Origin of the sequence: Halosimplex carlsbadense 2-9-1, from assembly GCF_000337455.1 — an archaeon.
Taxonomy (GTDB): domain Archaea; phylum Halobacteriota; class Halobacteria; order Halobacteriales; family Haloarculaceae; genus Halosimplex; species Halosimplex carlsbadense.
This window is the reverse complement of sequence record NZ_AOIU01000026.1, coordinates 72,027-98,679: the sequence shown is the minus strand read 5'-3', so window position 1 is coordinate 98,679 and position 26,653 is coordinate 72,027. Positions and strand designations below refer to the sequence as shown.

Below are 26,653 nucleotides of genomic sequence, written 5' to 3'. Positions count from 1 at the left end.
CCCTCGCGCCATCAGAGATGTGTATAAGAGACAGGGACAGTCGATCGCAGACCCGAATGACCGATCAGATCCGATTATCCCGCAGGCGACTGCTCGGTGCGGCCGTAGCCGTTGGTCTCGGCGGTACCGCCGCCGGCGCCGGAACGATGGCCGCCCTCTCGGACACCGAATCGAGTGCCGACAACACCGTTCAGGCGGGGACCCTCGATCTCACTCTCGACGGGTCGAGCCAGACAGTCACCTTTCTCGACGAGGCGGGCATCGCACCGGGTGACAGCGGGAACGGATCGGTCACGCTCGGTAACGACGGGACGATTCCGGGCACTCTCGAAATCGAGGTCACGAGAGTCGAGTCGACCGAGAACGGATACTACGGGAAAGAAAAGGGGCAGGACGGGTCACCGAGCGACGGCGAACTCGACGAGTACTTGGAAGTGCGGGCGTTGCTGGGCGGGACGGAACTCATCGGGTGGACGACGGCGAACGTGGTCTCCGAGGGACAGACTATCACTGCCCCGTCGTCCATTCAGGGCGGCAGTTCCACGTCGTTCACAGTCGAGTGGCGGCTCCCAAACGATACGAGTAACCTGGCCCAGAGCGACGGGTTCGAGTTCGACCTGACGTTCCGTCTGACACAGGAGGGAAGCGCCTGAATGGGGCTCCCCGACTCCGCGAGCGAACCCGACTGGCGGCGCGCGGGCACACTGCTCGGAACTGCGCTGTTCGTCGCCGTCGTCTTCCTGTTCGTGAGCAGCGCGGTTCCGCAGGTCGTCGGCGCCGACGAGAGCTTCGTCGTTCTCTCGGACAGCATGTCGCCAGCGATCGGCGCGGGATCGATGGTGTACGTGAACGACGTGCCCGCGGATCGGATCGGGACCGACGACGTGATCACGTACCGCAGTACCGCAGTCGATAGCCGCGTGACCCATCGGGTCATCGAGGTCGTCGAGCGCGACGGACAGCGACGGTTCCGAACACAGGGCGACGCGAACGAGGAACCGGACCCGGACCTCGTCGCAGCGAATCAGGTGGTCGGCCGGGTGGCGTTCCACATACCGCTGATCGGGTACGGAGTGTCGTTCGCGGGCACGACCGCCGGCACCGTGTTGCTCGTCGTGGTGCCCGCCCTGGTTCTCCTGGTGACCGAGCTACGTGATCTGCTTCTCTCGCGGGAGCCTGACGAGGGCGGTGAGAGTGGATGAGGGAGGGAGTTCGGTCCGCGCTGGTCGTCGTCTGTGTCCTGGTGCTGGTCTCCGCGGGGAGCGCGACCACCTACGGACTGTTCTCCGACAGCGAGCAAGCGAGCGGTACGATCCAGGCAGCCGATAAGTTCAACGGCAACAGCGACAGTGGCAGTTCGTCTGGCACCGCATACAACGACGCCGATGGCGATGGGGAGAGAGATATGAACGAGCAGACGTATTCCCAGAGCGACCTCGTCGGCTTCGACAACCCATCGGCGAATCTCGTGATCCCCGAATCGGTGGGGCCGGTTGAGAAGACGGATAACGGAAACATCCAGATGACGGCCCAGAGCATCACTAGCGAGGTGAAAATCAGGACGAAAAATGGTGGCATCACCCTGACCGCGGACGGAGGAAATATCGACCTGGCGGGACCGGTTGTGGCGGAGACGGGTTCGATAGATATCAACGCTCAGTCTGGAGATGTGAATCTCGAAGGGGCGACCATCGATTCGAAGAACAGGTATATTGACGTGACCGCCGGCGGCCACCTCAACATGGACCGAGCGACGATCGATACGAACGCACAGATCACACTCCGCTCCGGGTCCGATATCCGGCTCGAAAACGCGGAAATATCGAGCAAGAACGGCGAAGCGTCCGCGACTCTAGGATCGGCAGGTGACACGCTCTACGTCAACGGAGCCACGATCGGGGACAAGGACGATACGCTCCGATACTCGCCGGCTGACGCGACGGTTGACGGGACCCCTAACTCGGGGACAACGCAACCCAACTGAATTCGAACGAGGACCTTCGGCAGAGTCCCGCATGACGACAAGCACTGCTCTAATCATCTTCTCCGTTCTGACTCGGAGAACGGTCGGACATTCGGTGACGGGATACCCGATTAGACTCAGAAATCACTTTCAAACCGTCCTTGGGCCGAATCTGTGACTCCCGCCGTCCTCGGTTTGCATATTTCCGGTGATCGATATCCAAGTCGAATGTCGCGCCAGATTATCCAATTCGATAATTGGGGGCGCATGTATTAGTATGCAAACGACAGATTAATACTCAATGTCAACAGCGGACGCTTCTTGGCTCGATTTCGACGGGGGCCTGTCAGATGCTTCTATCTTCGACGAGGTATCATTCTCGCGAATGTGGTTGCTCGCAGTCGCGACGTACGGCGTCGGCGACATCGTGACGACGATCGCGCTGGTGTATTTCAGCCCGCTACACACCGAGGCGAACCCGGTCATCCGGCAGGCGATCATGGCGTTCGGCGGCGGCGGCTTCCTCGGGCTCAAACTGCTGGTCATCTACGCCTGTATCGGGATCAGCCTGTGGGCGGGCGTCGGCGACGACGACCGGCTCATGTTCTACGCGCCACCGCTTCTGCTGGCGGTCGTCGGGCTCTACACCACGGTCCACAACCTCGGAATCCTGCTTCACTGAGGGGTCGTGGTCCCGTTGACCGACCGGAGCGTGAACGCGATATCGAAGGAGACGCTGTCGCTCTGTACATCGTTGCCCGTCTCGGCCGGGAGCCGCCACTCCACGACGATAATCACGTCCTGTTGGGCGGCGAGCCCGTCCCCGATCGTCCGGTTGCCTGCGTCGAGGCTCCCGATCGGGACGAACGCACCGTCCCCGTAGAGGTCGACCGTCTCGTCGTTCGGGTACTCCGCGGAGACACGGACCAACAGACGCTCGTCGAGCTCGCCTTCCTCGGGCGAGTCGTCGTCCGGCGACTCCGGCGGGAGGACCCCTCCCTCGTCGCTCTGGACGTCGAGTTCGGTGACACTGAGTTCGCCTGTCGCGGTGCCAGTGTTCCGCAGTCGGAGGCGCGAGGTCCCTTCGTCACCGGGGACGACGCCGTCGGCACGCAGCAGCGTCGCGTCCGCCGCCGTCGTCAGCGAGACGTTCCCCGTGGCGTTCGGCGCGGGAGCCGGGGTCGCCGACGGAGTCCCGGGCCCCGGCGACCCGTTCGGGAAGTCGTCGAGGACGAACGTCCCCAGCCCGCCACCCACGAAGACGAGCACCAACAGTAGTAACAGCAGTAAGATCCGGCGCCGCGAACTGCTCTCCTCCGCAGGCGGGTCCTCGGTCGTCTCGTCCCCGTCGGACCCACCTCCCGGCTGCTGGTCACCGTCCGACACCGACCCCTCCAGGGAGTTCTCGGGCGCCGATTCCCCGGGATCGGACCCCGGATCGGGTTCCGTCGAGGAACCGTCGGGGCCTTGCGGTCCCTCAGACGGGTCCGTCACCGTCACCTCCCGGAGGACTGTCCGAGCCGTCGCTGGTTCGGTCGACTCGATCGACGGCCCGTACTGCGCCGTGCATCGTTTCTGACACTCACCCGAACGCCGGGCCACCACGGATCGACCGTCGAGTCCGGTCCCACCCGCCCGAACGGCCGCTGTTGCCCGAAGCGATCCTGCTACTGATCAGGTGAACGGCGCTTAAATGTATTGCGTCACTCGAACCGGTCGAGAGCGTAGCCCGACACATCGAAGTCGGTCCCGCCGTCGAGGGTCAGGTCGGCGAGAATCCCGCCGAGCGCGGGGGCGAACTTGTAGCCCCGTCCCGACAGCCCGGCGGCGACCGCGACGCGCTCGTCTGCGAGCGTGTCGAGGACGAACCGGCCGTCCGGGGAGTTGGTGACCAGCCCGGTCGAGAGCCGCAGCGTCGGCCCGGCCGCGCCGGGGACGTACTCGTCGGCGAACGCGCGCAGCGGCCGCTCGTCGGCCTGGGTCGGGTCCGAGAGCGCGTCCGGTGCGGTGGGTCGGAAGTCCGCGCGACCGAACTTCATCCCCGGCAGATCCGGGCCGGGAAGGCCGTAGAAGTTCTCGCCGTCGACGGTCGCGACGAACGGGGGCAGGCGGTCTTCGGCAGCGAGCGAAGCCGACCGGTCGCCGCTCGGGGCGAACCAGGCGGTCGCGTGGCGACAGGGTTCGAGCAGGCCGTCGAGGGCGTCGACGGCCCGTGCCGCCCAGGCACCGGCGGTGACGACCAGACGGTCGGCGCGGTAGGTGTCGCGGTCGGTGTCGACGCGGACGCCGCCGTCGACCGTCTCCCAGTCGACGACGCGTTCGCGCGCTCGGACCGTGGCCCCGGCGTCGAGCGCCGCTGCGACGTGCGCGACGACCCCGCGTTCCGAGGCGACGACCGCGCCGTCGGGCTGGTAGAGCGCCTCGGCGTCCGCCGGGAAGTCGTAGCCGGGGAACCGCTCGGCGAGGTCGGCGCCCGATAGCGACTCGTGGGCGAGGTCGTGGCGTTCGCAGGCCCGACGGGCGCTCGCGACGGGGTCGTCGCCGCCGACCGCGACCGCCAGCGACCCCGTCTCCGTCAGGAGGTCACGGCCCGTTTCCGATTCGAGCGCGCGCCAGGACTCGTGGGCGCGGTCGGCGAGCGCCATCGTCGCCGGTTCCGTGTCGAGCGACCGCTGCAGCAGCCGGGTCCGCCCGTGGGAGGAGCCCCGACCGTGGGGCACGTCGAACCGTTCGAGACCGAGAACCGAGGCGCCGCGGCGGGCGATGTGGTACGTCGCCGCGCTCCCGACGCCGCCGACCCCCAGGACGATCGCGTCGTACCGCCCGCCGCTCGCTGTCATATCGTCCTCTGCGAGACCGTCCGGCAAAGCGATTACGTCATCCGGACGCGCCCGGCAGTTCGACCGGCGCCACGCGGTCCGGCCCGCACTGGCGCCCGTCGACGGCGATCGCCGTCGGTGGTCAGTCGGCGGCCACGGCGGCGCGCTCCTCGTAGATCCGCTCGATCGCGTCGTCGTGAACGTGGCGGATGTTCCGGCGCTTCTTCTTCATCGAAGGCGTCAGCAGGTCGTTGTCGGCGGTCCACTCCCGGGAGACGAGCTCGAAGGCCTTGATCCGCTCGACCCGTTCGAGATCGGCGTTGACCTCGTCGATCGCCTCGCCGACCCACTCGCGGACGCGCTCGTCGGCACAGACCGCTTCGTCGTCGGCCGGCAGGTCGATCCCCTCGCGGTCGGCCCACCGTCGGACCGCCTCGAAGTTGGGGACCACGACCGCGCCGACGAACTTGCGTTCGTCGCCGACGACCATCACCTGGTCGACGCGGTCGCTGGTCGCGAAGCGGTCCTCGATCGGCTCCGGGGCGACGTTTTTCCCCGTCGAGAGGACGATGAGTTGCTTCAGCCGGTCTTTGTACCGGAGGAACCCCTCGGGCGTTATCTCGACGATGTCGCCGGTCACGAAGTACCCGTCCTCGGTGAACGTCGCGTCGGTCTCGGCGGGCATGTTCCAGTAGCCGTCGGTGACGTTCGGGCCGGCCACCTCGAGTTCGCCGACCGGTCCCGCCGCCGTCGGGAACTGGTCGTCGCCGACCGCCGACTCGTCGACGCGGGCGTCGACGTCGGTCACCGGCGGGCCCATCGTTCCGGGACGGATCGCCTCGGGCGGGTTCACCGAGAGGACCGGCGCCGTCTCCGTCAGGCCGTACCCTTCGACGATGGGGATCCCCATCCCGAGGAACATCTCCGCGAGCTCCTGGCTGAGGCTCCCGCCGCCGCTGACGAGGAACTCGATCTCGCCGCCCATCCGCTCTTTGACCGTCGAGTACACCAGCCGGTCGGCGAGCGACCGCTTGGCACCGAGGACGGCACCCGGATCCTCGGCCCGCGCGTAGTCGCGGGCGACGCCGACGGCCCACTCGAAGATCCGCTCTTTGGCCGCCGAGTCGCTGGCCTGCTCGCGCATGTTGTCGAAGATGCGCTCGTACACCCGCGGGACGCTCGCGCCCGTCGTCGGACTGAGCAACTGCAGGTCCTCGGGAAGGGTGTCCGGACTCTCCGCGTACCCGACGGTCGCACCGGAGGCGAACATGAGGAAGTGCCCGGCCAGTCGCTCGAAAACGTGTGCGAGCGGCAGGAACGAGATGGTCCGCGAGTGGTCGTCGAGCACCGGCGTCTCGCCCTTGTCCGGGCGCGGACCCATGCGCTTGCGACACTGGTTGACGTTCGACCGGAAGTTCCGATGGGTGAGCCTGACGCCTTTCGGTTGTCCCGTGGTGCCCGACGTGTAGATGATGCTCGCCAGGTCGTCGGGGTCGCGCTCGTCGATCCACCCCTCGTAGGCGTCGAGGTCAAACGCCTCGTCGCCGCGCTCGTAGAGGTCCGCCAGCGTCAGGGCGTCGTCGCGGTCGGCCGCCGGGCCGTCCGGCGCGGTCTCGTCCATCACGACCGAAAAGGAGAGGTTGAGATCGTCTTCGACCGCCTGCACCCGCTCCAGCAGCGAGTCGTCGCCGACGACGACGCCCGTCGCTTCGGGGTCGTCGAGCAGATACTGCACCTGTTTCGGCGAGGAGTCCGTGTAGACCGTCGTCACCGCGGCGCCCGCCGCGAGCGCGGCGAAATCCGCCAGCGCCCACTCCATGCGCGTGTCCGCGAAGATGGCGATGCGGTCGCCCGCCGCCACTCCCAGGTCCCGAAACCCGGCGGCCAGTCGCCGGACGACCGAACGCATCTCTGCGTAGGAGATGTCGGCGTACTCCCCGTCGGGCGCCGCCGGTATCACCGCCGGCGCGAGCGACCGGTCGTGGACGCCGCCCTTGTAGCGCTGGGCCGGCGCCGACCCGTAGCGGTCGGCCGCCCCCTCGAACATGGCTGCGAGCGTGTCCGTCCCGACGACCTCGTCGGTGTAGGTCTGTTCCGCGGCCCACCACTGGCCCGTGGGCTCCGGGGAAGTCATGCGGTCCTATAGGATCCGGGGTGTGATATATGTTATCGAACGTGCGGTCGGCTCTCCGTCGTTGAACGTGACGAAAACGGAAGAGTAGTTGTCAGAGGCCCGCCGCCGGGGCGGTCACTCCACGTCGATGGCGGTCGCGTCGTCGCCGTGGTCGGCGAACGGGAGCCGGAGTTCGAGGACGCCGTTGCTGTAGGTGGCACTGGCGTCGTCAGCGACCACGTCGTCGGCGACTCGGACCCGCTCGGAAACCTGCCGGGTCCGGTAGTGGTCGTCGCTTTCGACCTCGTGGACGGCCTCGATCGAGAGGTGGCCGTCGTCGAACTGCACGTCGATCTCCTCGCGGTCGAAGCCCGGAAGGTCGCCGATTACGACCAGTTCGTCGTCGGTCCGCTCGAAGCGGAGGCTCACGTCGCCGTAGTCGCTCCGGGTCGTCATCTCGTCGCCTTCCGATCCCGGTCGCTCGGCCCCGAACGCCGGCCGGGCGCTCCGTTCGTCCCAGGACCCGATCGGCGAGTTCCACGCCGCGTGCATGTTCCGTCGCATCTGCTCGAAGAGTCGGTCCATCTCGCTGAACGGGTCGTTCGGTGCCATCGTGATCAGCACTCAATTGGCCTCACGAATCCTTAACTATTCCGAGAAGTATGCTAACAGCGGTCCGCCGAACGGGGCGCTATAGGGCGGTGGAGACGGGTAGAGATAGCTGTCAGGGAGTAGCGGGGTCGACGGCCTCGACCCCCCGGACGGCATCACCTCTGACACCGTCGAGGAGGCGTTCTACGACGCTCGCTACTTCGTCTCTGACGGAGTGGTGCGCCGCGCCGAGACCGACCGTCACGGGTCTCTCGCGGATCCGGACCTCTCGCAAGCCGGCGTTACTCTCGTCTGCCCGGGTTGACGGCCGCCGCGTCCGTCGGTCCCGACGACCCCGACCCGCCACTCGGTAGGGGCGGGTGAACGTATCGGTAAGATGTGAACTTACGACTTACAATTATACACTGTTAATTCCGTCGGCACGTGACCTCGATCCGTGGTGAGTGTTACCAATATGCAATTTGGGGAACAACAACGACAGCGGGCGCAACGCAGTTGACCGCGGAGCGGGGGGACACGGTCGGGGCGGCGACGAGACAGAACCGACCCAGGGTGCAGTACGAGGACACCAGGGACCGACAAATGTCACACACAGACATCGACGAGATCAGCGAGGAGATAAAGGAACTCGATCAGGAGAAACAACAGGAGCTGACGAAGACGGTAAGCGAAGACCGGCTGTCGAAGTATCTCGAGTTGCGAGGGGAGTTCAGGGACCGACTCGAAGACAACGACCTGACGAACACGATGCCCAGAGAAGGGCCCGTAGCGGACTACTGCTCGGAGCATCCCGACGACCCGCTGTGCAAGCGGGTCCAGGGGTCGAGTCCGCCGCGGACCGTCCAGGACTCGATGGAGGCGTATCGAGAAGCGCGCGCCGAGTACATGGACGAGCTCCGCGAGAACAACCTGCTCGACCTCGAGGCCCGGTTCGGCCAGGCGGACGCCGACACCGGCGGCGGGGCTGGCGCCGCCGGCGAGTTCTCGCCCGGCATGGGGATCAGCTACGGGGACGTTCTGGGTGCCGTCAGAGACGTTCGGGAGGCCGTCGAGAAGGCCGAACCGCTCGTCAGAGAGATCGAGGGCTGGTTCGGGACGGCGGGACCGGGGGCCGGCGCGAACGCGAGTGCAGGTGCCAGCGCAGGGAGGAGTCCCGGCTACCGGGGTGCCGCCGGGACGAGTCAGCACGGCGCGACGTATCAGGACGTGTTCCGGGCACTCCAGGACGTGCGTGACGCGATCCAGCGGACCGAACCGCTCGTCAGAGAGATCGAGGGCCTGTTCGGCGCCAGCGGCGGGGGCTTCGCCGCGAGTGGCGGCGCCGGCGGCTACGGCCAGCAGTCGCAGTTCGGCCAGCAGTCGCCGTACGGACAGGCCGGGATGGCGGCGGACCCGTACGCGATGGGCCTGTTGGGGGACGTCGCCGACACGGTCAGCGACGTTAAGGACGCAGTCGATACGGTGACCGACACGGTCAACACGGTGACCGGCCGCGGCGTCGACTCGGTGTCCGACCTCTTCGGCGATAGCGGTGGCACCTGGGGCGGAGGCCGAGGCAGATACCCGCGACGCGGGGGCGTCGGTGGCCCACGCTTCGGGATGACCAATCGAGCCACGCCGGCCGCGGCACACGGCGGACGGGCCAGCGGCGGTCCCGGCGCGCCGGCGTACGGGACGCAAGTAACGTTCGACGACGTTCTCGGTGCGGTCGAGGACGTGAAAGACGCCGTCGAGAAGGCCGAACCGGTCGTCCGTGAGATCCAGCGCTGGTTCTCGATGGGAGGGCCGTCGATGAGCGGCCAACCGATGGGTGCCGGCGCCGGCGGGTACGGCGCGGCGATCCCGGCCGGGCAGCAGCAGATGGGATCGGGCGGCGGCCCGCGTCAGTACACGCCGCTCCCGGACGGGCCGTTCCCACAGTTCCCGCCCGTGGACTGGCCGCCGTGGCCGAACCAGCCGCAGATCCCGCTGGGACCACCGATCGTGAACCCGCCGGCCCCGTGGACGGAATCCGGATCCAACCGGAACTGAATCGAGCGGCGAGACCGGGGTGAGACCCCGGTTCGAGCCCGAATCGAACCGATTCGGCGAGAGAGCGGGGGTGGGACGAAACGGGGGTGATACCCGTCTCGACCGCCCGCCGCTCGGTCTCGGAACCCCGCGGCGGTGACCGGGACGCGTCCCGAATCACTCGACGGGGACCGACCGCCACGCGCCGACGGGTGTGGGCGCACGTACGTCGAGGCGACCGGCGGTGCCCGTCACGCGGACCACAGCGACCATGACCGACGACACACGAGCCACCGAACCACCGACCGCCGGGGTCGTGCGGCGCCGGCTGCACGCCCGAACGGAGCCGATCGAGCGAGCGACCGCCCCTCCCTCCGGGCCGAGACGCGAGAGGGGCGAGACAGTCCCGGACGACGCCGCGGACGGCCGAACGCCGATGGGCGGTGAGCGGGATGCGTGACCCCGAGGCGAGCGGCGAGCGTGGGGCGAACGACGAGAAGATGCCCGCCAGCGACGGCGACGCGATCGGGTCGTTCGACATGAACGTCGGGACGCCCGGTGGGTCCGGGGGCGAAGGGCACCGCCCGGATGCGCCGTCGATGGGGATCGACGTGGACGAAGAGCGCGAGCGGGTCGACGCGCTGCTGGAGGTCACGATCGGGCAGGGCGCGTCGATGGCGAGCATCTACGCCATGGTCGAGTCCATCGCCGGCGCGGCGGTCGACCGCGAGTTCGAACCGGTCACGGTCCGCCCGACGCGGGAACGGATCCCGAGCACCGACCCGGAGAGTCAGCAGGTCGTCCTCGTCCGGGCGAGCGTCGAGCGGTCGCGCCTCGACGAGGTCGAGTCCCAGGTCGACGGCCTCTGGGAAGACAGGGCGGTGTTGCAGCCGTTCGAACAGTCCACGGACGAACCCGGCGGGGGTACCGTCGCCGGTCCCGCGGACCCGTTCGACTTCGCGGGGACGGCGTCGGCGAGCGTTGCCGAGGACTCCTACTGCCCGGACGAGGCGGTCGGGTCGCTCCACGACGGGTCCGTGACGGAGTACCTCGGCGTCGACGAGGTCTGGGACGACGAGGTCCGTGGCGAGGGCGTCGTCGTCGGCATCGTCGACGGAGGGATCACCGCCGAGGGGCGACGGATCGACCCCGAAGACAGGAACCACCCGCAGTGGCCGGGAAAGACGGTGCCGAACGTCACCGACGGCTACCCGGCCGACTCCTGGGGGACGACGGGTCGCGGATGGATGTGGCACGGGAACATGAGCGCGACGGACGTGCTCGGCGTCGCGCCGGCCGCGGAGCTGTACGACATCCGGCTCACCGGGCGGTTCGCCTCGTCGCTCGTCAGCGCGGTCGACTGGGCGATCCGGAAACACGAGGAGACTGGGACTCCCCACGTGCTGAACGTCAGCGCCGGCATCTACCAGCGAGTCTGGGACCCCGAGTTCGCCGAGAACCCCGACCACCCGGCCACCCGGAAAGTCCTCGAAGCGGTCGACGAGGGCATCGTCGTGCTGTTCGCGGCCGGGAACTGCGGACAGGGGTGCGCCTCGACGAAGTGCTCCCTGCGGGACGACCCAGAGACGGACAACGTCGGTCCGAGTGACAGCATCTGGGGCGTGAACGGCCACGAACGGGTCATCACGGTCGGCGCGGCGACGATCGACGAGCGGCGCCTCGGCTACAGCAGTCAGGGCCCCTCGGCGCTCGACGAGGACGGGACGAAACCGGATATCTGCGGCGTCTCGCACTTCGAGGGGTACAACGACGTCGACTCGGGGACCTCGGCGGCGACGCCGACCACGTCCGGCGTGGTGGCGCTACTGACACAGGCCGACCCGGAGCTGTCGACCGCCGAGACGAAGACGGTCCTCCAGTCGACCGCCGTCGACATCGGCGAGTCGGGCCTCGACAACGACACCGGCGCCGGGATCGTCCAGGCGGACGCCGCGTACGAGCGCGTCCGGCCGTCGTCGACCGGGAGCTACGGCGACTGGACGGCGGTGACCGGGGACCTCCTGTACGCGCCGACCGTCGTCGCGACGGCCGACGGCGGCCTGGAGCTGTTCATGTTCGGCTACGACTTCGGCCTCTACCGGAAGTCCCACGCGGACGGTGCCTGGACGGAAGGCCTCACGCTGATCAGCGACGAACTGGCTGGGCTGTCCGGCCCCGCAGCCGTACGGAACGGCGGGACCGTCGAGCTGTTCGCGGTGGGGCCCGAGCGCGACCTCTACCGGATCACGGTCAGCGACCGCGACGGCGCCGGCGAGTGGGAACGGGTCGGCGAGGGCCCGTGCCTGTTCGCACCGGCGGCGGTCGCCCGAGACGACGGGGTCGACGTGTTCGCCGTCCGCGGGAGCGAAGGGGAGCGATACCTCTACCACGGCCGCTTCGACGGTGGACGCGGCGACTGGGAGCGACTCGGGGGCGTCTGCACCTCCGGGCCGGCCGCCGTGTCTACCGGCCCCGACGAACTGGACGTGTTCGTCCGCGGCGGCGACGACGCCGTCCACCGGATGCGCCGACGCGACGGCGAGTGGGGCCGCTGGGAGTCGGTCGGCGGGACCGTCTGCGGCGGAGTCGCGACGACCGCCGGCACGGACGAGATCCACCTCTTCGTCGGGGGTCCGGGTGGGCGGCTCCAGCGGACCGGGTTCGCCGACGGATCCCGAGACGACTGGGAGACGGTCGGTCGCCCGTCCGTCGAGTCGCCTGCGGCGGTCGCCCGCGGGGACGCTGTCGAGGTGTTCGCGGTCGCGCCCAACACGAACGTCCTGCACAAGACGCGGAAGCCCTCGTAGTCCGCGGGAGGGGTCCCCGCCCGGTCCGCTATCGAAAGCACATTTAGGAGGTGGCCGTCTAACCGGAGTATGAGCGACGACGCATCCGACTCGGCGTGGTTTCGAGGCCTCGACCCGGGAGACGCGGCCGGCGCCCGCGAGGCCATCGACGACGGGAGCGCCGAGCGACCGGCCGACTGGCCGGCGCTGGCCGTCGACGAGGGGTTCGCCGCCGACGAGTCGGAGTACTACGAGCGCCTGCACGACGCGACGATGGCCGCGGCCCGCGCGGGCGTCCACGAGGCCGAGCGCGACGACGACAAACAGCTCATCCACGCCGTCCGCGCCATGGACGACTGCGAGCGGACGGCGAACGAACTCGCCGAGCGCGTCGCCGAGTGGGCGGGCACCCGCTTCGACGACGCCGCCACCGGGGTCGACTACGCCCGCGAGTTGGCCGCCCGGGACGAGGAGCCTGCTGACCCGAGCGAGACCCGACTGGTCGCGCTGGCCGAGCGGACCGCGGCGCTGGCCGACGAGGCCGACGAACTCCGGGCCTACGTCGAGGAGACGACGCCGTCGGTCGCGCCGAACCTCGCCGCGATGGCCGGCCCCGTGCTGGCGGCGCGGCTGATCTCGCTCTCGGGCGGCCTGGACAGCCTGGCGAAACAGCCCTCCAGCACGGTGCAGGTGATGGGCGCCGAGGACGCGCTGTTCGCGCACCTCCGGGGGTCGGCCCCTTCCCCGAAACACGGCGTCATCTTCACCCACGAGTACGTCCGCGGGACGCGCCCGGAGAAACGCGGCTCGGCCGCCCGGGCGCTGGCCGGGAAGCTCACCATCGCCGCCCGCGTCGACCACTACAGCGGCGAGCGCAAGCCAGATCTGGACGCCGAGCTCGACGAGCGAATCGCGACTGTCCGCGGGACCGGCGCTGGGGACGCCGGGAACGGAGACGACGCCGCGACCGACGGAGGTGACGACTCGTGAGCGACCTTCCCGAAGGCGTCGAGCGCCGCGCCTTCGAGGGGGACGAGCGGCTGGCGACGCGGGGCGAGCCCCACTACGGCGAACCGACCGACGGCGAGTACCGGGCCTGGAACCCCGACCGCTCGAAGCTGGGTGCGATGCTCGAACTCGGGATGGACACCGGGCTCGTCGGCGACGAGGCCGTCCTCTACCTCGGCGCGGCGTCGGGAACGACTGCGAGCCACGTCGCGGACTTCGCCGGCCCGACCTACGGTGTCGAGTTCGCCGCCCGACCGGTGCGGGACCTGCTCGACGCCGCCGAGCCGCGGGAGAACCTCTTCCCGCTGCTGAAGGACGCACGCAAGCCCGAGACGTACGCTCACGTCGTCGAACCGGTCGACGCGATCGTTCAGGACGTGGCGACCCGGGGCCAGGCGAAGGTGGCGACCGCCAACGCCGAGTTCCTCCGCGAGGACGGTCGGCTCCTGCTCGCGATCAAGGCCCGGAGCGAGGACGTGACCCGCGACCCGGCCGACGTGTTCGACGACGCCCTGGCCGAACTCGAATCGGTCTACGAGGTGCTCGAAACGCGGCGGCTGACCCCGCATCACGACGACCACCTCGGCGTCGTCGCGACGCCGCGGTGAGCGGGCTGGCGGTCGGCCGCCCCATTGCCCGGGTACCGGAGGTGTTATCCGTCGGCGGGCGCTCGTTCGTCGTAGACGGCACGGTCAGCGGCACCTTTCGGCCCGCGTGGTTTCCACGTGGGCTCACGCCGACTGCCCTAAACCGTCTCTCTAACACCGCCGAGCCGCTGCCAATGCGGTGTTCGGGGGACGGACTCGCCGGCAGCCGGCTCGCCGCGAAGGGAAATTTTTAGCGCCGTCGCCCCGTCGTACGGAGCGATGGACCGGGGCTCGCGCGAGGCGTTCAGTCGGATGGGCACGATCGGGATCGAAGAGGAGTACTACGTCGTCGACGAGGACGGCCGGCCCACCTCGGGCACCGACGAACTCGTCTACGAGTCCGACCCGCCCGAGATCCTGGACGGACGGCTCGACCACGAGTTGTTCAAGTGCGTCATCGAGTCCCAGACACCTGTCATCGAGGACCCGACCGACGCCCGCGAGCAGTTGCTCGCGGTCCGCGAGGCGCTGGTCGACCACGCCACCGCCCACGGCTTCGACATCGCCGCCACCGGCCTGCACCCGCTCGCGAAGTGGCGCGAACTCGAACACGCCGAGAAACCTCGCTATCGGGCCCAGCTGGACCGCATCCAGTACCCCCAGCACCGCAACACGACCGCGGGGCTGCACGTCCACGTCGGCGTCGACGACGCCGACAAGGCCGTGTGGATCGCCAACGAACTGCGCTGGCACCTCCCGGTGATGCTCGCGCTGTCGGCCAACTCGCCGTACTGGAACGGCTTCGACACCGGGCTCCAGTCCGCCCGCGCGAAGATCTTCGAGGCGCTCCCGAACACCGGGATGCCGACCCGTTTCGAGGATTACGACGCCTTCGACGACTACGAGCGGCGGATGCTGGCGACCGACAGCATCGACGACCGCGGCGAACTCTGGTTCGACGTGCGCCCCCACTCCGGTCACGGCACCGTCGAAGTCCGCACGCCGGACGGCCAGGCCGACCCCGACGTGGTACTCGCGTTCGTCGAGTACACCCACGCGCTCGTCGAGGACCTGGCGGCCCGCTACGAAGACGGCGAACCCGGCACCGACGCCCGCAGGGAGCTGTACGACGAACACAAGTGGCGCGCGATGCGTCACGGCCACGCCGCCGCTCTGCTGGATCAGGAGTTCGAGTCGACGGTCGACCTCGGAGAGATCGTCGACCGAGAGGCCGAACGACTGGGCGTCTCCGGCATCCGCGAGGTCTACGAGGACGAGAGCGGCGCCGAGCGCCAGCGCCGGCTGCGCGAAGAGGAGGGCGCCGACGCGCTCTGTGACTCGCTGCGCTTGCAGTACGAGTAGGCGGACGGAAGCCGGGGCGCTCTCCCGCGATTTCGCCTGAATGAGAACGTCGGCAAGATTTTTACCCGGCTGGGGCTTTTGTCCTCGTAGAGGCGACGTATGTCTACAGACGATCCTGCCGACGACAGCGAGGGGACCGACGAGCCCGACGCGGACGCCCAAGAGGGTGGCAACGTCCGCGAACGGCTGGAAGAGGAGGCCGACAGGGCGGTGACGGGCTTCGACGAGGGGATCGTGGACATGCTCTCGTGGGTACTCGAGACCGAGACCCGCGCCCGCATCTACGTCTATCTCCGCCAGAACCCCGACAGCACGAGCGACGAGATCGCCGAGGGGACGGGGCTGTACCCCAGCACGGTTCGCGAGGCGCTCGCGGAACTCCACGAGGAGGGAAAGGTGACCAGAGGGAAACGCGAGAACGACGGCGCGGGCAACAACCCCTACGAGTACGCGGCCATGGCGCCCAGCGAACTCGTCGGGAACGTCGTCGACGACGTGCAGGAAGAGCTGAACACGGTGTTCAACCTCGACGAGATCCTCGGCAGCGACGACGAGCATCCGACCGTCGACTCCGAGCCCGTCACCATCACCGTCGAAGACGACCCCGAGGGCGGTGAGGAGAGCGACGACGGCGATGCCGACGCGGACGCAGCCGACGATGGCGACGCAGCCGACGAGTTCGAGTTCACTGCGGACGACGCCGACGACGCCGACGACTCCGACGACTCCGACGACGCGGACGAGTAGGCCGACGAGTGGAGCCGACAGAACCGTTCTCTCGCGCCGTGGTGGCGGGCACCGAAAGCCGAAGGCACTTTACCGGCCTGGCCCGAGTGAGCCAGTATGAAGGTCGCGCTGGGTGGTACCTTCGACCCGGTCCACGACGGGCACCGCGCGCTGTTCAGGCGCGCCTTCGAGTTGGGCGACGCGACGGTCGGGCTGACGAGCGACGGCCTGGCCCCCAAGACCCGCCGCGAGGACCGCTACGTCCGCCCCTACGACCAGCGCCACCGCGACCTCGACGCCGAGCTCGCCGCTCTCGCCGACGAGTACGACCGCGACTACGAGATCCGGCGGATCGACGACCCGACCGGCTTCGCCCCCGAACCGCAGTTCGACGCCATCGTCGTCTCCCCCGAGACCGAGACCGGCGGCAAACGCATCAACGAGATCCGCCGCGACGACGGCGTCGAGCCGCTCGACATCGAGGTCGTCGACCACGTCTACGCCGAGGACGACGAGATCATCTCCAGCACCCGCATCGTCCGCGGGGAGATCGACGAACACGGCGAGCTCACGCCCGACCGCGGCGGCCGCGACGCCCCCGGGGAGACCGACGCCGAGACCGCCAGCGACGCCGCGGACGCGTCCGCCGACGGCGGTCCCGAAGCCGAAGTCGACGACGCCTGACTCCCGCCGGCGGGGCGACCGCCGGCTATCCGCGCCGACTCGGACCTACCAGCCCGGCGCGTCCAGTCCCTGACTCTCGAGCAGCGCCTCGTAGCGCTTGGAGATCGTGAGCCGGGACACGTCCGCGGCCTCGGCGACGCGCTGCTGGCTGCGGCTGTCGCCTTCGACGAGGCCCGCGACGTAGACGCTCGTCGCCAGGACCGCCCGCTTCGAGCGGTCGGTCTCGGGGACGTTCGAGAGGAAGAGATCGGCCGCGCGCGACCGCGCGGCCTCGTCCATGTCGAGGCGCTCGGCGGTCGCCTCGACCTCGTCGAGCCACTCGGAATTTTCGACCTGATCGCGGGCGCTGTACATCACCGCTGTGTACGGATCCGAGGTACATAAATGCACGACGAAATCGGGGTCGGTCAGCTCCCGCGTCGCGCCGGACATCCCGGGATAGATCAGTCGAAGGCGGCGGCGAGAACGGCGTCGTAGGCGTGTTCGTAGGCGTCGGCGACGGCCGTGGGGTCGCCGCGGTCGGCCTCCGAGAGGGGCGGGAGTCGGGTGTCGGCCGCCGGTTCGATCAGGCTGGTCACGTCGCCGACGCGCTCCTCAAGTTGCCCGGCGTCGGGGCCGCCGCTGGCGATGGCACACCCCTTCGCGTAGCGGTCGCCGTCGTACACGCGGACCCGACCGGGTTCGACCACGGCCACGGCGTCGGGGTCGATCTCCCGGAACGGCCGGGCCACGTCGGCGTAGGACTCGACGACCGCGCGGTCGGCCGCCGCGATGTCCTCGCGCAGCGCGCGCTGTTGCCCGAGGTGGCGGTCGGTCATCACCTCGTTGAACCCCGCGACGGTCGAGACGCGCGGTGCGTCGGCGAGCGCCAGCGCCTCGCGGACCGAATCGGGGAGTTCGACGGTGCCGTTGACGACGAACGACTCGCCGACGCGGTCGACGAGGAACTCCCGGTCGTCCCTGCCCAGCAGCCCGCTCGCGCCGCCCGGGCTGGGTCGCCAGAGGCGGTGGACGGCGTTGATGTCCTCGGGCCGAACGTCGGCGGCGCTGGCGGCGGCGAGTTTGCGCGCGTCCTTGCCGTACAGGCGCCCGTCGGCGGTCGCTCGCAGGTAGTCGTCGTGGTCGAACCAGTAGTCGTTGCCGGCGCGGGGCTTGAACCCCACTGCGCCGGTCCGGGCGACCAGCCCCGTCGAGAAGGTGGTCTTGCCGGCGTCGACGCGGGCGCCGCCGACGACGAGCAGTCTCATCGCTCGCGCTCCCGGTCGTGGTCCCGCTCGCGCGTCATTGCTCGGCGGTGTCGCCGGCGTCGACGCCCGGTGCGAGCCCGTAGTAGCCGGGCTCGCCGTCGCTCTCCGGTTCGGCGAAGACGAACTGCTCGCTGTGGCCCATCATCCACGGGATCGCCCAGTCCAGCAGGACGTTCTCCGTCTCGATGTCCAGCTCGGCCTCGGCGTCGAGCCCCTGCAGCAGGCGGCCGATCTCGTAGATAGTGTACAGCTCGTCGGCGTCGAGGATCTCCGCCGGCTCGTGGAACGCCAGCGGCCGCAGGTCGTCGAAGTCGTCTTTCGGTCGTGGCATGGACTCGGCTACACCCGGTCGACGCCTAAAGCCCTCGAAACGGCGCCGGCGGGCTCGGAACCGTCCGCGGCGGCGACCGAGCAGGCGGCTGGTCGGTGAACTGCGGACCGGCGGCTGGCCGGTCGGCGCGAAAAAAACGGCGATGGTGAACTGACTCGTCGTTACTCGAAGTGGCCGACGGCGGTCTCGTACTGGTCGGCGACCTCGTCCCAGTCGACGACCTCGAAGAAGTTGTCGATGAAGTCGCCGCGGTCCGGACCGTAGTCGTAGTAGTACGAGTGCTCCCAGACGTCCAGGGCCAGCACGGGGTGTGCGCCCCACAGGGCGCCCTGGTCGTGCTTGTCGACGGCCACGTTGCGCAGCTGCTTGGCGACCGGGTCGTACACGAGCAGCGCCCAGCCACCGGCGGCGCCGGCAGCGGCCTCGAACTCGCCCTTCCAGCCTTCGTAGGAACCGAAGTCCTCCTCGATGCGGTCGGCCAGGTCACCGTCGGGCTCGCCGCCGCCGTTCGGGTCCATGTTGTCCCAGAACAGCGTGTGCAGATAGTGACCGCAGCCGTTGTGGGTGACGTTGCCCAGCGCACCGGCAGAGGAACCGAAGTCGCCCGCCTCGCGGTTCTCGGCGAGTGTCTCCTCGGCGGATTCGAGGCCGTTGACGTACCCCTGATGGTGGGTGTCGTGATGCCACGTCAGCACCTGCTCGCTGATGTGCGGCTCGAGTGCGTCGTAGTCGTACGGGAGCGGCGGAAGCTCGGGATCGGAATGTTCTGCCATAGATATCTCCTCCATTCGTACGGTCGGCTGGATACCTGTTAAAGTTTGAGGAACTGGATGGGAGGAACTGTCACACACGGCTGACACGGACGGAGCCTGACCCGCGGGACGCGGCCGAATCCGTCGGCCCACCGGACGCCCGAGACCTCTCGGCGTCGAGAGAGGTAGACGCGGTGTCGCCCCGCCGTCAGTCGTCGGCCCGCGCCCGCTCGAACATGTCGATGGCCTGTTCGCGCCGCTGGCTGTGATCGACGATCGGCGCGGGGTACTCCGGCGCGAGCATCTCCCGACGGCCCTGGTCCAGTTCGTGCCACTCGTGGATGGCGTCGGCGGGCACGTCCCGGAGTTCGGGGACGTACTCGCGGATGTACTCGGCGTCGGGGTCGTAGCGTTCGCCCTGGGTCATCGGGTTGAAGACGCGGAAATACGGCTGGGCGTCGGTCCCCGTCGAGGCGGCCCACTGCCAGCCGCCGTTGTCGTTGGCGGTGTCGTGGTCGACGAGTTTCTCGCGGAACCAGTCGTAGCCCTCCCGCCAGTCGATCAGGAGATCCTTCGTCAGGAACGAGGCGACGATCATCCGCACGCGGTTGTGCATGTACGCCTCACGGCGCAGTTGCCGCATGCCCGCGTCGACGACGGGATAGCCCGTCTCGCCGTCTTTCCACGCCTGCAACGCCTCGGGGTCGTGGTTCCACTCGATGGGGCGCTCGTAGGACTTGAAGTTCTGCGTGACGACGCTCGGCTCGTTCCAGAGGACGTGGCCGTAGAACTCCCGCCAGGCCAACTGGGATTCGAACTCCTCGGCGGAGTCGTAGTCGGCGCCGGCGGCCGCCGACTTGGCCTCGCGGACCGCCTCGTGGACCTCCCGGATCCCGATGGTCCCGAACTTCAGATGGGCCGAGAGCCGCGAGGTGCATTCGTCGGCGGGGTAGTCCCGGCGGTCGTCGTAGTCGTACACGTCGCCCTCGCAGAAGGCGTCGAGGAGGTCGCGGGCTACATCGGTGCTCGCCGGTGGCACGTCGGCTTCGGGCTCGTCGAACCCCAGGTCGACCAGCGTCGGGAGGGACTCATCGCCAGTTAGGTCGGCGAGATCGGACGCCTCGGGGGCCGGCGCGGGGGCCTCCTTCTCCCGGTCGCGCCACTTCTTCCAGAAGTAGGTGAACACGGAGTAGACCTCGCCCTGGTTGGTGCGGATCGAGCCGGGCTCGTGCAGCAGGGCGTCCTCGAACGCGCGGTGGGTCACGCCGGTATCGTCGAGGGCCGCCGCGACGGCGTCGTCGCGCTCGCGGCCCAGCCCAGACACCTCTTCGCCCCAGGTGACGGCGTCGGCGTCGAACTCCGCGGCGACGGCCGGGACGACTTCGCGGGGGTCGCCGTGGCGGACGACCAGATCGCTCCCGCGCTCGCGGTACCACTCGCGCAGGGAGTCGAGCGCGTCGAGCATGAACGCGACGCGGGGCGGCCCCGCGTGGGCGAGCACGTCGCGGTCGAAGACGAACAGGGGGACGACGGGGGCGTCGGCGGGCACGTCTTCCAGTCGCCCCGCCGCGGCGGCCAGCCCCCGGTTGTCCGCCGCCCGGAGGTCCCGCCGGTACCAGTGAACTCTCATATACGACCCAGTCGGGACTCCAGCCTCAAAGTACCCCCAAACGAGTGTGGGACCGGTGGCCCGGTGGGCCGCGGCGAGGAGCCACCGGCCGCGCGACACCGCCACGCACGCTTAACCGGGCGGCGACCCACGGTCGGAGCATGGACAACGTCACGCTCGACGTGGCCGACGGCGTCGCGACGGTCACGCTCGACCACCCCGAGATGCGCAACGCCTTGACCAGCGGCGTCGCCACCGACCTGATCGACGCGATGGAGGCGGTCCCCGACGACGCCCGCTGCGTCGTCGTCGCGGGCAACGGCCCCACCTTCTGCGCCGGCGGCGACATCGACGCGATGGTCGAGGGCGTCGAAGGCGACGAACCGGCCCACGACCGCGTCGAGCGTATCGTCGAGGAGACCGCCGGCGCCGTTCGGGCGGTCGCGACCTGCGACCTCCCCACCGTCGCGAAGATCCACGGCCCCGCCTACGGCGCCGGCGGGGCGCTGGCGATCGCCTGCGACCTCCTGCTGGCCAGCGAAGACGCGTCGATCAGCTTCGGCTTCCGCCAGGTCGGGCTCAACGTCGACTCCGGGGCGTCCCAGCTCCTCCCGCGGATCGTCGGCGAGAACGTCGCCAAGGAACTGCTCTACACCGGCGAACTCATCGACGCTGACCGCGCGGAGGCGGTGGGCCTGTTCAACCACGTCTACCCCGACGACGAGTTCGAAGGGCGCGTCGCGGGGATGGTCGACCGGATCGCCTCCGGGCCGACGGTCGCGCTGAAGCAGTCGAAGCGACTCGTCGAGCAGGGGCCCACCGGTTCCCCTGTCTCTTATACACATCTCTGAGCGGGCTGGCAAGGNTCAGAGATGTGTATAAGAGACAGGTCGAGAGCCGGGAACCGGAGTTTCGCGGGGAGTGACGACCGAGGGTAGTTCGGTCAGTCGTCGGCGTGACAGCCCGACCCGTCGCCGTCGATCCGGCAGTCGCTCCGCGCGGGGTCGGCAACTGCGTCGGTCCCGCCGTCGGTCGCGTAGGCGTCGTCGATCGAGCGCAGGCTCTCGGAGGCCAGCAGGCGGCCCGGGAGGGTGTCCCGCAGTCCGGGCCGGGCGAACGACTCGCTCCCGATGACGGCGAAGCCGGCGAAGACGACGAGGAAGCCGACGGCCGAGAGGGGCGAGACGGTCTCGCCCAGCAGCGCCCACCCGCCGAGCGTCGCCACGAGCGGGACGACGTAGAACGCGAGGTTCGCGCGGATGGCGCCGACCTCGTCGATGAGCCCGAAGTAGGCGATGTAGGCGAGCGCGCCGGCGAACAGGGCGACGTACCCCAGCGCGAGCACGGCCTGGGGCGTCCACGAGACCGCGGCGGGCGACTCGCCGACCGCCAGGCTCAGACCGTGGGTGACGAGGGCGGCCAGCGGGAGCCCCCAGGCGGTCCGGACGGTGCTGGAGAGGTCGGCGTCGGCCCGGCGGATCAGCACCGACCCGAGCGCGCCGGAGACCGCGCTGACGACCATGATCCCTTCGCCGACGAAGCCGCCCGCGCCGAACGCCGCCGGGTCGGGGTTGGCCACGAGGACCACGCCCGCCAGCCCGAGGACCATCCCGACGGCGCCGCGCGCGGAGAGTCGGTCGTCGGCCAGCAGGAGCGCGGCGAAGACGGGCGTCAGGATCGGGTTCAGGCTCGCGATGATCGCGCCCACGCCGCTGGTGACGTACTGCTGGCCGACGAACAGCAGGGCGTTCGTCAGGCCGATGGCGAACAGGCCCGTCGCGACGATGCCCCCGATATCGCCGCGCGTCCGCGGGATCAGGTCCTCGCGGGAGCGGGTCAGGACGACGAAGGCCGCCAGCGCGACCGCGGCCACGTCGAAGCGGAACGCGACGAACAGCAGCGGCGGGAAGTACTCCAATCCGCCCTTCGCCGCGACGAAGGTCCCGCCGAACAGCAGCGCGGTCGCGAGGAACGCCGCGATGGTCCTGCGGTCGGTCACCGGGACTCCCCTGGCGCGGTCGGTAGCGAGGAAATGGCGTGAGATAACATCGGTATGTTTCGTAGGGTTCGGGCCCTTATTAGCCCGTTTAGAAAAATTTGAGCGACGAGCAATCGGCGCACGGACCGTCGCGGTTGCAGGGTGTGAAATTATTTCAGGTCGCGAAAGCGGCGGGCGAGGCGGGCACAGGGGGACGGTCGGCGCCCCGAAAACGGTTTAGCCCGACGCGCGCCAGTCCCGGTATGGACGCGGCGCTCGAAGACGTGGAGTTCCTCGCGCTCTCGGCCAATCGCGTGGCGGTGTTGCAGTCGCTGGCGGCCGAGTCGCGGAGTCGGTCGGACCTGGCCACCGAGACCGGCGCCTCGCAGGCGACGCTCGGGCGGATCCTGGCCGACTTCGAGGACCGCTCGTGGGTTCGTCGGACCGAGGGGGCCTACGAGGCGACGGCGACGGGGCGACTCGTCGCCGACGCGTTCTCGGACCTGCTAGAGGCGCTGGACCTCGAACGCGACCTCCGCGACATCGTCGCGTACCTCCCCACCGACGAGCTGGGGTTCGACCTCGCTCGCCTGACCGACGCGACGATCACCGTCCCGACGGGGACTCGACCGAACGCGCCGGTCCAGCGGCTGCTCGACCTGCAGCGCGACGCGACGGACGTGAGAGCGTTCTCCCACGCGTTCAACGAGCAGACGCTCTCGCTGACGGCCGAGCGGGCGGCGGCGGGCGACCTGCAGTTCCGCGGCGTCTTCTCGCCCGGCGCGGTCGAGGCGCTGGCGAGCGACGCGACGCTCCGTCAGCACCTGCTGACGCTCGTCGACGCGGAGGCCGCCGCCGTCAGGGTCCGCTCGGCGGGCGTCCCGGTGGCCGGGACCGTCGCGGACGGCCGCGTTCACCTGCTTGTCCGCGACGACAACGGCGTCCTCCGCGCCTCGGTCGACACCGACGACCCGGCCGTCCGCGAGTGGGCCGAGCGCGCCTTCGAGCGCTACTGGGCGGAGGCGTCCCCGCTCGACCGGACCGACGTGGTGTCGCCCGGCTGACCCGCCACCGCGGTAGCGGGGCTCGGCCGCCCCCACGGCGGTCGGACCGCCCGGAGGACCGCCAGGCCGGCCGCGCGCGATACTGTTGGGTCCGCCAGACTTATGATTTAGATCGGTCTAATTCACGACTATGAAGCGTCGTCTGTCGCTCGACCGCCGCGGGAGCGCCGCCGTGCAGTCAGCCGGTCGGAAGGAGGTGAGTCCGACGTGGACGGGTTCCTGACGGTGATGTTCGCGGCGATGGTGGCTCAGCTGGTCGTCCTGCCCGGGGAGAAGGTCCAGTTCATCATCGCGGGGCTGTCGACGCGGTTCCGGCCGTTGACGGTCGTCAGCGCGGCCGGGCTGGCCTTTGCCGGCTGGACGGCGCTGGAGATCTGGTTCGGTCAGGCGCTGAAAGGCGCGCTCCCGCCGGTGTATCTCGACGCGATCTCCGGGGGGCTGTTCCTGCTGTTCGGGGTCCTGCTGGTCCGGTCGATCCCCGAAGGCGGGCGCGTCCGGCCGGACGACGACGAGGCGCCGTCCGCCGAGGCGGTCGCGGCCGAAACCGACGGCGGGTACGCGGGCGTCGGGGGGAGCGGGGACCTCGACGTGTCGGTGCTGGGTCGGGACGTGCCCGACCGCTTCGGGAGCTTCCTGCCGATATTCGTGCTGATGGCGGTGGGCGAGTTCGGCGACAAGACCCAGATCGTCACGATCAGTCTCGCCGTCCAGTACGGCGCCCACCCCGGCATCTGGGTGGGGGAGATGCTCGTCATCGTCCCGATCAGCCTCGCCAACGCGTACTTCTTCAGCACGTTCGCCCACCGCTTCGACGCGGCGAAGGCCCACCTGTTCGGCGCGAGCCTGTTTTTCTTCTTCGGTCTCGACACCTTCCTCGCCATCCTCACGGACTTCTCCGTCTGGGAGACGGTCGTCGCCGCCGTCTCGAACGCGGTCCAGTCGGTCGTCGGTGCAGTGGCGGCCGCCGGGCCCGCGCTCGCGGTGCTGGGCTGAGGGGACTCGGAGGCCGTCCGACGCCGCGGATCGCCACACACAAGCGAGTCCGGTCGATAGCGACCGATAGATGAGCGAGGCCGACGACCCGGCGGCCGAGGACTATCTCCCCGTTGACCCCGACGCCGTCCGCGACGCGCTGGTGTCGTGGTACGAGGCCGACCACCGCGACTTTCCCTGGCGCCGCACGGACGACCCCTACGAGATCCTCGTCTCCGAAGTCATGAGCCAGCAGACCCAGCTCTCCCGCGTGGTCGCCGCCTGGGAGGCGTTCCTGGAGCGCTGGCCGACGACCGCGGATCTGGCGGCCGCCGACCGCGCCGACGTGGTCGGGTTCTGGAGCGACCACAGCCTCGGCTACAACAACCGCGCGAAGTACCTCCACGAGGCCGCCGGCCAGGTCGAAGACGACTACGGCGGTGAGTTCCCCGAGTCGCCCGAGGAACTCTCCGAGCTGATGGGCGTCGGTCCCTACACCGCCAACGCGGTGGCGAGCTTCGCGTTCAACACCGGGAACGCCGTCGTCGACACGAACGTCAAGCGCGTCCTCTACCGCGCGTTCGACGTGCCGGACGACGACCCATCCTTCGAGCGGGTCGCCTCGGAACTGATGCCCGAGGGGGAATCGCGGGTGTGGAACAACGCGGTCATGGAACTCGGCGGGGTCGCCTGCGGGAAGACGCCCTCGTGCGACGACGCGGGCTGTCCGTGGCGCGAGTGGTGTCACGCCTACGGGACGGGCGATTTCACCGCGCCGGACGTGCCGACCCAGCCCGACTTCGAGGGGAGCCGCCGCCAGATGCGCGGGCGGGTCGTCAACGTCCTCGGCCAGTCCGACGAACTCGCGCTGGACGAACTCGGTCCGAAGATCCGCGTCGACTACGCCCCCGACGGCGAGTACGGCCGAGAGTGGCTCGCCGGTCTCCTCTCGGATCTGGACGACGACGGACTCGTCACGTTCGACGAGTCGGCCGGGGTCGCCCGCCTCCGGGAGTGACGGTCCCGACTCGCCCGGGTCGGACACCTTCCACTCGGAGATACTTTCGTTAGGTTTGAAATGATCGGGGGCAGACGATCGGACGATGCCCTCCGTCGCCGCCGACCGCGGGCGGCGGCCGCGTGCGCCGTCGGCCCGCGGTTCGACGCTGTTACATGGTTCGACGCCCCGGACTCCCAAGCCGGCGCCTCTCGGACGAACGCCGTCGGTCGGCCACTGCCGAGTCCGGAGGGAGAAGCCGTGAGCGCGACCGTGTCGCTGCTCGGGCTGGCGTTCTCGGCGGGGATGGCGACGTTCTTCGCGCCCTGCGCGTTCCCGCTGGTCCCCGGCTACCTCTCGTACTACCTCGGAACGAGCGCCGACACCGTCGCCGATGGCGGGACGGCGCCGCTCGGAGGGACCGTCAGCCGGCGACTCGGGCGGCTCCATCCGGGCCTGGCGGCCGTCGCCCGCGGCGTCGGGGTCGGCCTCGTCGTCGGCACAGGGATGTTCCTCGTCTACGGCGTCATCGCCGGGATCGTGATGGCGGTCGGCGCCCGTGCGGTGTCGGACATCGCCGTGATGGAACTGGTCGTGGGGGCGGCGTTCGTCGTCGTCGGCGCCGCGATGGCGGCGGGGTGGAAGCCGACGGGCCAACTGGTCAGGCTGCCCGAGCGGCGCCGGAGCGTCGGCGGCTTCTTCGCGTTCGGCGTGCTGTACGCCGCGGCGGCCGCCGGCTGCACGGCCCCGCTGTTCGTCGCGGTCCTCCTGCGAGCGGCCGCCGCCGGACCGGGGCAGGGCGCCACCGTCGCCCTCGCGTACGCGGCGGGGATGGCCGTCGTGATGGTCACGGTGACGGTCACGGTCGCGCTGACGGGGACGGCGCTCGTCGGCCGCCTCTCGCGACACACCGGCCGGATCTACCGCGTCGCGGGCGCCCTCCTGGCGCTGTCCGGGGTCACGGAGATCTACTACTACCGCTACGGGTTCCCGCCGTGGGTCCCCGACTTCGCGTCGCTGGTCCCCGTGTGAC

The 26,653-nt window shown here is 69.5% G+C and carries 26 protein-coding genes; 16 read left to right on the top strand and 10 right to left on the bottom strand.

The window, feature by feature from the left end; genetic code table 11:
- The 4 genes from C475_RS11080 to C475_RS11065 all read left to right on the top strand — a co-directional run.
- The coding region (locus tag C475_RS11080; protein WP_204366162.1) for a TasA family protein at positions 1–653 on the top strand (653 nt) is incomplete at its 5' end.
- Positions 654–1,202, top strand: coding sequence for a signal peptidase I (locus C475_RS11075; protein ID WP_006883919.1), 549 nt, complete (start codon positions 654–656; stop codon positions 1,200–1,202).
- Complete coding sequence (locus C475_RS11070; RefSeq protein ID WP_006883918.1) at positions 1,199–1,984, top strand: SipW-dependent-type signal peptide-containing protein; 786 nt, start codon at positions 1,199–1,201, stop codon at positions 1,982–1,984. Before C475_RS11075 ends, C475_RS11070 begins: the two co-directional genes overlap by 4 nt.
- Positions 1,985–2,264: 280 nt before the next feature.
- Positions 2,265–2,645 (top strand): hypothetical protein, encoded by a 381-nt coding sequence (locus C475_RS11065; protein ID WP_049930472.1) that lies wholly within the window; start codon positions 2,265–2,267, stop codon positions 2,643–2,645.
- On the opposite strand, the gene C475_RS11060 is transcribed toward C475_RS11065, so the two are convergent.
- The 4 genes from C475_RS11060 to C475_RS11045 form a co-directional block, all read right to left on the bottom strand.
- Complete coding sequence (locus C475_RS11060) at positions 2,639–3,457, bottom strand: hypothetical protein (RefSeq protein ID WP_152436388.1); 819 nt, start codon at positions 3,455–3,457, stop codon at positions 2,639–2,641. The two genes, C475_RS11065 and C475_RS11060, sit on opposite strands and share 7 nt — an antisense overlap.
- 209 nt (positions 3,458–3,666) lie before the next feature.
- The gene (gene solA / locus C475_RS11055; RefSeq protein ID WP_006883915.1) at positions 3,667–4,803 is read right to left on the bottom strand and encodes an N-methyl-L-tryptophan oxidase; all 1,137 of its coding nucleotides are present in this window, start codon (positions 4,801–4,803) and stop codon (positions 3,667–3,669) included.
- 121 nt (positions 4,804–4,924) lie between these two features.
- Positions 4,925–6,916, bottom strand: coding sequence for an AMP-dependent synthetase/ligase (locus C475_RS11050; protein ID WP_006883914.1), 1,992 nt, complete (start codon positions 6,914–6,916; stop codon positions 4,925–4,927).
- A gap of 114 nt (positions 6,917–7,030) precedes the next feature.
- Positions 7,031–7,507, bottom strand: a complete 477-nt coding sequence (locus C475_RS11045) for an Hsp20/alpha crystallin family protein (protein ID WP_152436387.1) — start codon at positions 7,505–7,507, stop codon at positions 7,031–7,033.
- Positions 7,508–8,089: 582 nt separating this feature from the next.
- Here C475_RS11045 and C475_RS11040 point away from each other — a divergent pair.
- From C475_RS11040 to C475_RS11010, 7 genes are all read left to right on the top strand, one after another.
- Positions 8,090–9,538 (top strand): hypothetical protein, encoded by a 1,449-nt coding sequence (locus C475_RS11040; RefSeq protein WP_006883912.1) that lies wholly within the window; start codon positions 8,090–8,092, stop codon positions 9,536–9,538.
- A gap of 431 nt (positions 9,539–9,969) precedes the next feature.
- Positions 9,970–12,324, top strand: a complete 2,355-nt coding sequence (locus tag C475_RS11035) for a S8 family serine peptidase (protein WP_006883910.1) — start codon at positions 9,970–9,972, stop codon at positions 12,322–12,324.
- 69 nt (positions 12,325–12,393) lie between these two features.
- Positions 12,394–13,293 carry an NOP5/NOP56 family protein gene (locus C475_RS11030; RefSeq protein WP_006883909.1) on the top strand — a complete coding sequence of 300 codons (900 nt, stop codon included), beginning with the start codon at positions 12,394–12,396 and terminating at the stop codon, positions 13,291–13,293.
- A complete protein-coding gene (locus C475_RS11025) occupies positions 13,290–13,919 on the top strand; it encodes a fibrillarin-like rRNA/tRNA 2'-O-methyltransferase (RefSeq protein ID WP_006883908.1) in 630 nt (209 codons plus the stop codon). Before C475_RS11030 ends, C475_RS11025 begins: the two co-directional genes overlap by 4 nt.
- Positions 13,920–14,177: 258 nt before the next feature.
- Positions 14,178–15,260: a glutamate--cysteine ligase gene (locus tag C475_RS11020; RefSeq protein WP_006883907.1), complete on the top strand. Its 1,083-nt coding sequence runs from the start codon at positions 14,178–14,180 to the stop codon at positions 15,258–15,260.
- A 99-nt stretch (positions 15,261–15,359) separates the two neighbouring features.
- A complete protein-coding gene (locus tag C475_RS11015; RefSeq protein ID WP_006883906.1) occupies positions 15,360–16,007 on the top strand; it encodes a winged helix-turn-helix domain-containing protein in 648 nt (215 codons plus the stop codon).
- A gap of 96 nt (positions 16,008–16,103) precedes the next feature.
- Positions 16,104–16,670: a phosphopantetheine adenylyltransferase gene (locus C475_RS11010; RefSeq protein WP_006883905.1), complete on the top strand. Its 567-nt coding sequence runs from the start codon at positions 16,104–16,106 to the stop codon at positions 16,668–16,670.
- Between the two features lie 45 nt (positions 16,671–16,715).
- On the opposite strand, the gene C475_RS11005 is transcribed toward C475_RS11010, so the two are convergent.
- The 5 genes from C475_RS11005 to C475_RS10985 all read right to left on the bottom strand — a co-directional run bounded on the left by C475_RS11005 (position 16,716) and on the right by C475_RS10985 (position 20,630).
- Complete coding sequence (locus C475_RS11005) at positions 16,716–17,024, bottom strand: transcription initiation factor IIB family protein (RefSeq protein WP_006883904.1); 309 nt, start codon at positions 17,022–17,024, stop codon at positions 16,716–16,718.
- Positions 17,025–17,113: 89 nt separating this feature from the next.
- Positions 17,114–17,917: a hypothetical protein gene (locus tag C475_RS11000; RefSeq protein WP_006883903.1), complete on the bottom strand. Its 804-nt coding sequence runs from the start codon at positions 17,915–17,917 to the stop codon at positions 17,114–17,116.
- Positions 17,918–17,951: 34 nt separating this feature from the next.
- On the bottom strand, positions 17,952–18,248 hold the full coding sequence (locus tag C475_RS10995) for a DUF5827 family protein (protein WP_006883902.1): 297 nt from the start codon (positions 18,246–18,248) through the stop codon (positions 17,952–17,954).
- Between the two features lie 161 nt (positions 18,249–18,409).
- Positions 18,410–19,021: a superoxide dismutase gene (gene sod, locus C475_RS10990; protein WP_006883901.1), complete on the bottom strand. Its 612-nt coding sequence runs from the start codon at positions 19,019–19,021 to the stop codon at positions 18,410–18,412.
- 187 nt (positions 19,022–19,208) lie between these two features.
- Positions 19,209–20,630, bottom strand: coding sequence for a cryptochrome/photolyase family protein (locus C475_RS10985; RefSeq protein WP_006883900.1), 1,422 nt, complete (start codon positions 20,628–20,630; stop codon positions 19,209–19,211).
- A gap of 140 nt (positions 20,631–20,770) precedes the next feature.
- On the opposite strand from C475_RS10985, the gene C475_RS10980 reads away from it, so the two are divergent.
- Entirely contained in the window at positions 20,771–21,460 is a 690-nt protein-coding gene (locus C475_RS10980) for an enoyl-CoA hydratase/isomerase family protein (RefSeq protein ID WP_006883899.1), read from the top strand.
- 92 nt (positions 21,461–21,552) lie between these two features.
- Here the strand turns inward: C475_RS10980 and C475_RS10975 are convergent, their stop codons facing one another.
- Positions 21,553–22,608: a DMT family transporter gene (locus tag C475_RS10975; protein WP_006883898.1), complete on the bottom strand. Its 1,056-nt coding sequence runs from the start codon at positions 22,606–22,608 to the stop codon at positions 21,553–21,555.
- Between the two features lie 242 nt (positions 22,609–22,850).
- Here C475_RS10975 and C475_RS10970 point away from each other — a divergent pair, with 242 nt between their 5' ends.
- The 4 genes from C475_RS10970 (at position 22,851) to C475_RS10955 (ending at position 26,652) form a co-directional block, all read left to right on the top strand.
- Positions 22,851–23,651 (top strand): helix-turn-helix transcriptional regulator, encoded by an 801-nt coding sequence (locus C475_RS10970; RefSeq protein ID WP_006883897.1) that lies wholly within the window; start codon positions 22,851–22,853, stop codon positions 23,649–23,651.
- A 207-nt stretch (positions 23,652–23,858) separates the two neighbouring features.
- The gene (locus tag C475_RS10965) at positions 23,859–24,644 is read left to right on the top strand and encodes a TMEM165/GDT1 family protein (RefSeq protein WP_006883896.1); all 786 of its coding nucleotides are present in this window, start codon (positions 23,859–23,861) and stop codon (positions 24,642–24,644) included.
- A gap of 70 nt (positions 24,645–24,714) precedes the next feature.
- Positions 24,715–25,641: an HhH-GPD family protein gene (locus C475_RS10960; protein WP_006883895.1), complete on the top strand. Its 927-nt coding sequence runs from the start codon at positions 24,715–24,717 to the stop codon at positions 25,639–25,641.
- A gap of 240 nt (positions 25,642–25,881) precedes the next feature.
- The gene (locus C475_RS10955) at positions 25,882–26,652 is read left to right on the top strand and encodes a cytochrome c biogenesis protein CcdA (protein ID WP_006883894.1); all 771 of its coding nucleotides are present in this window, start codon (positions 25,882–25,884) and stop codon (positions 26,650–26,652) included.
- Position 26,653: the final 1 nt, after the last annotated feature.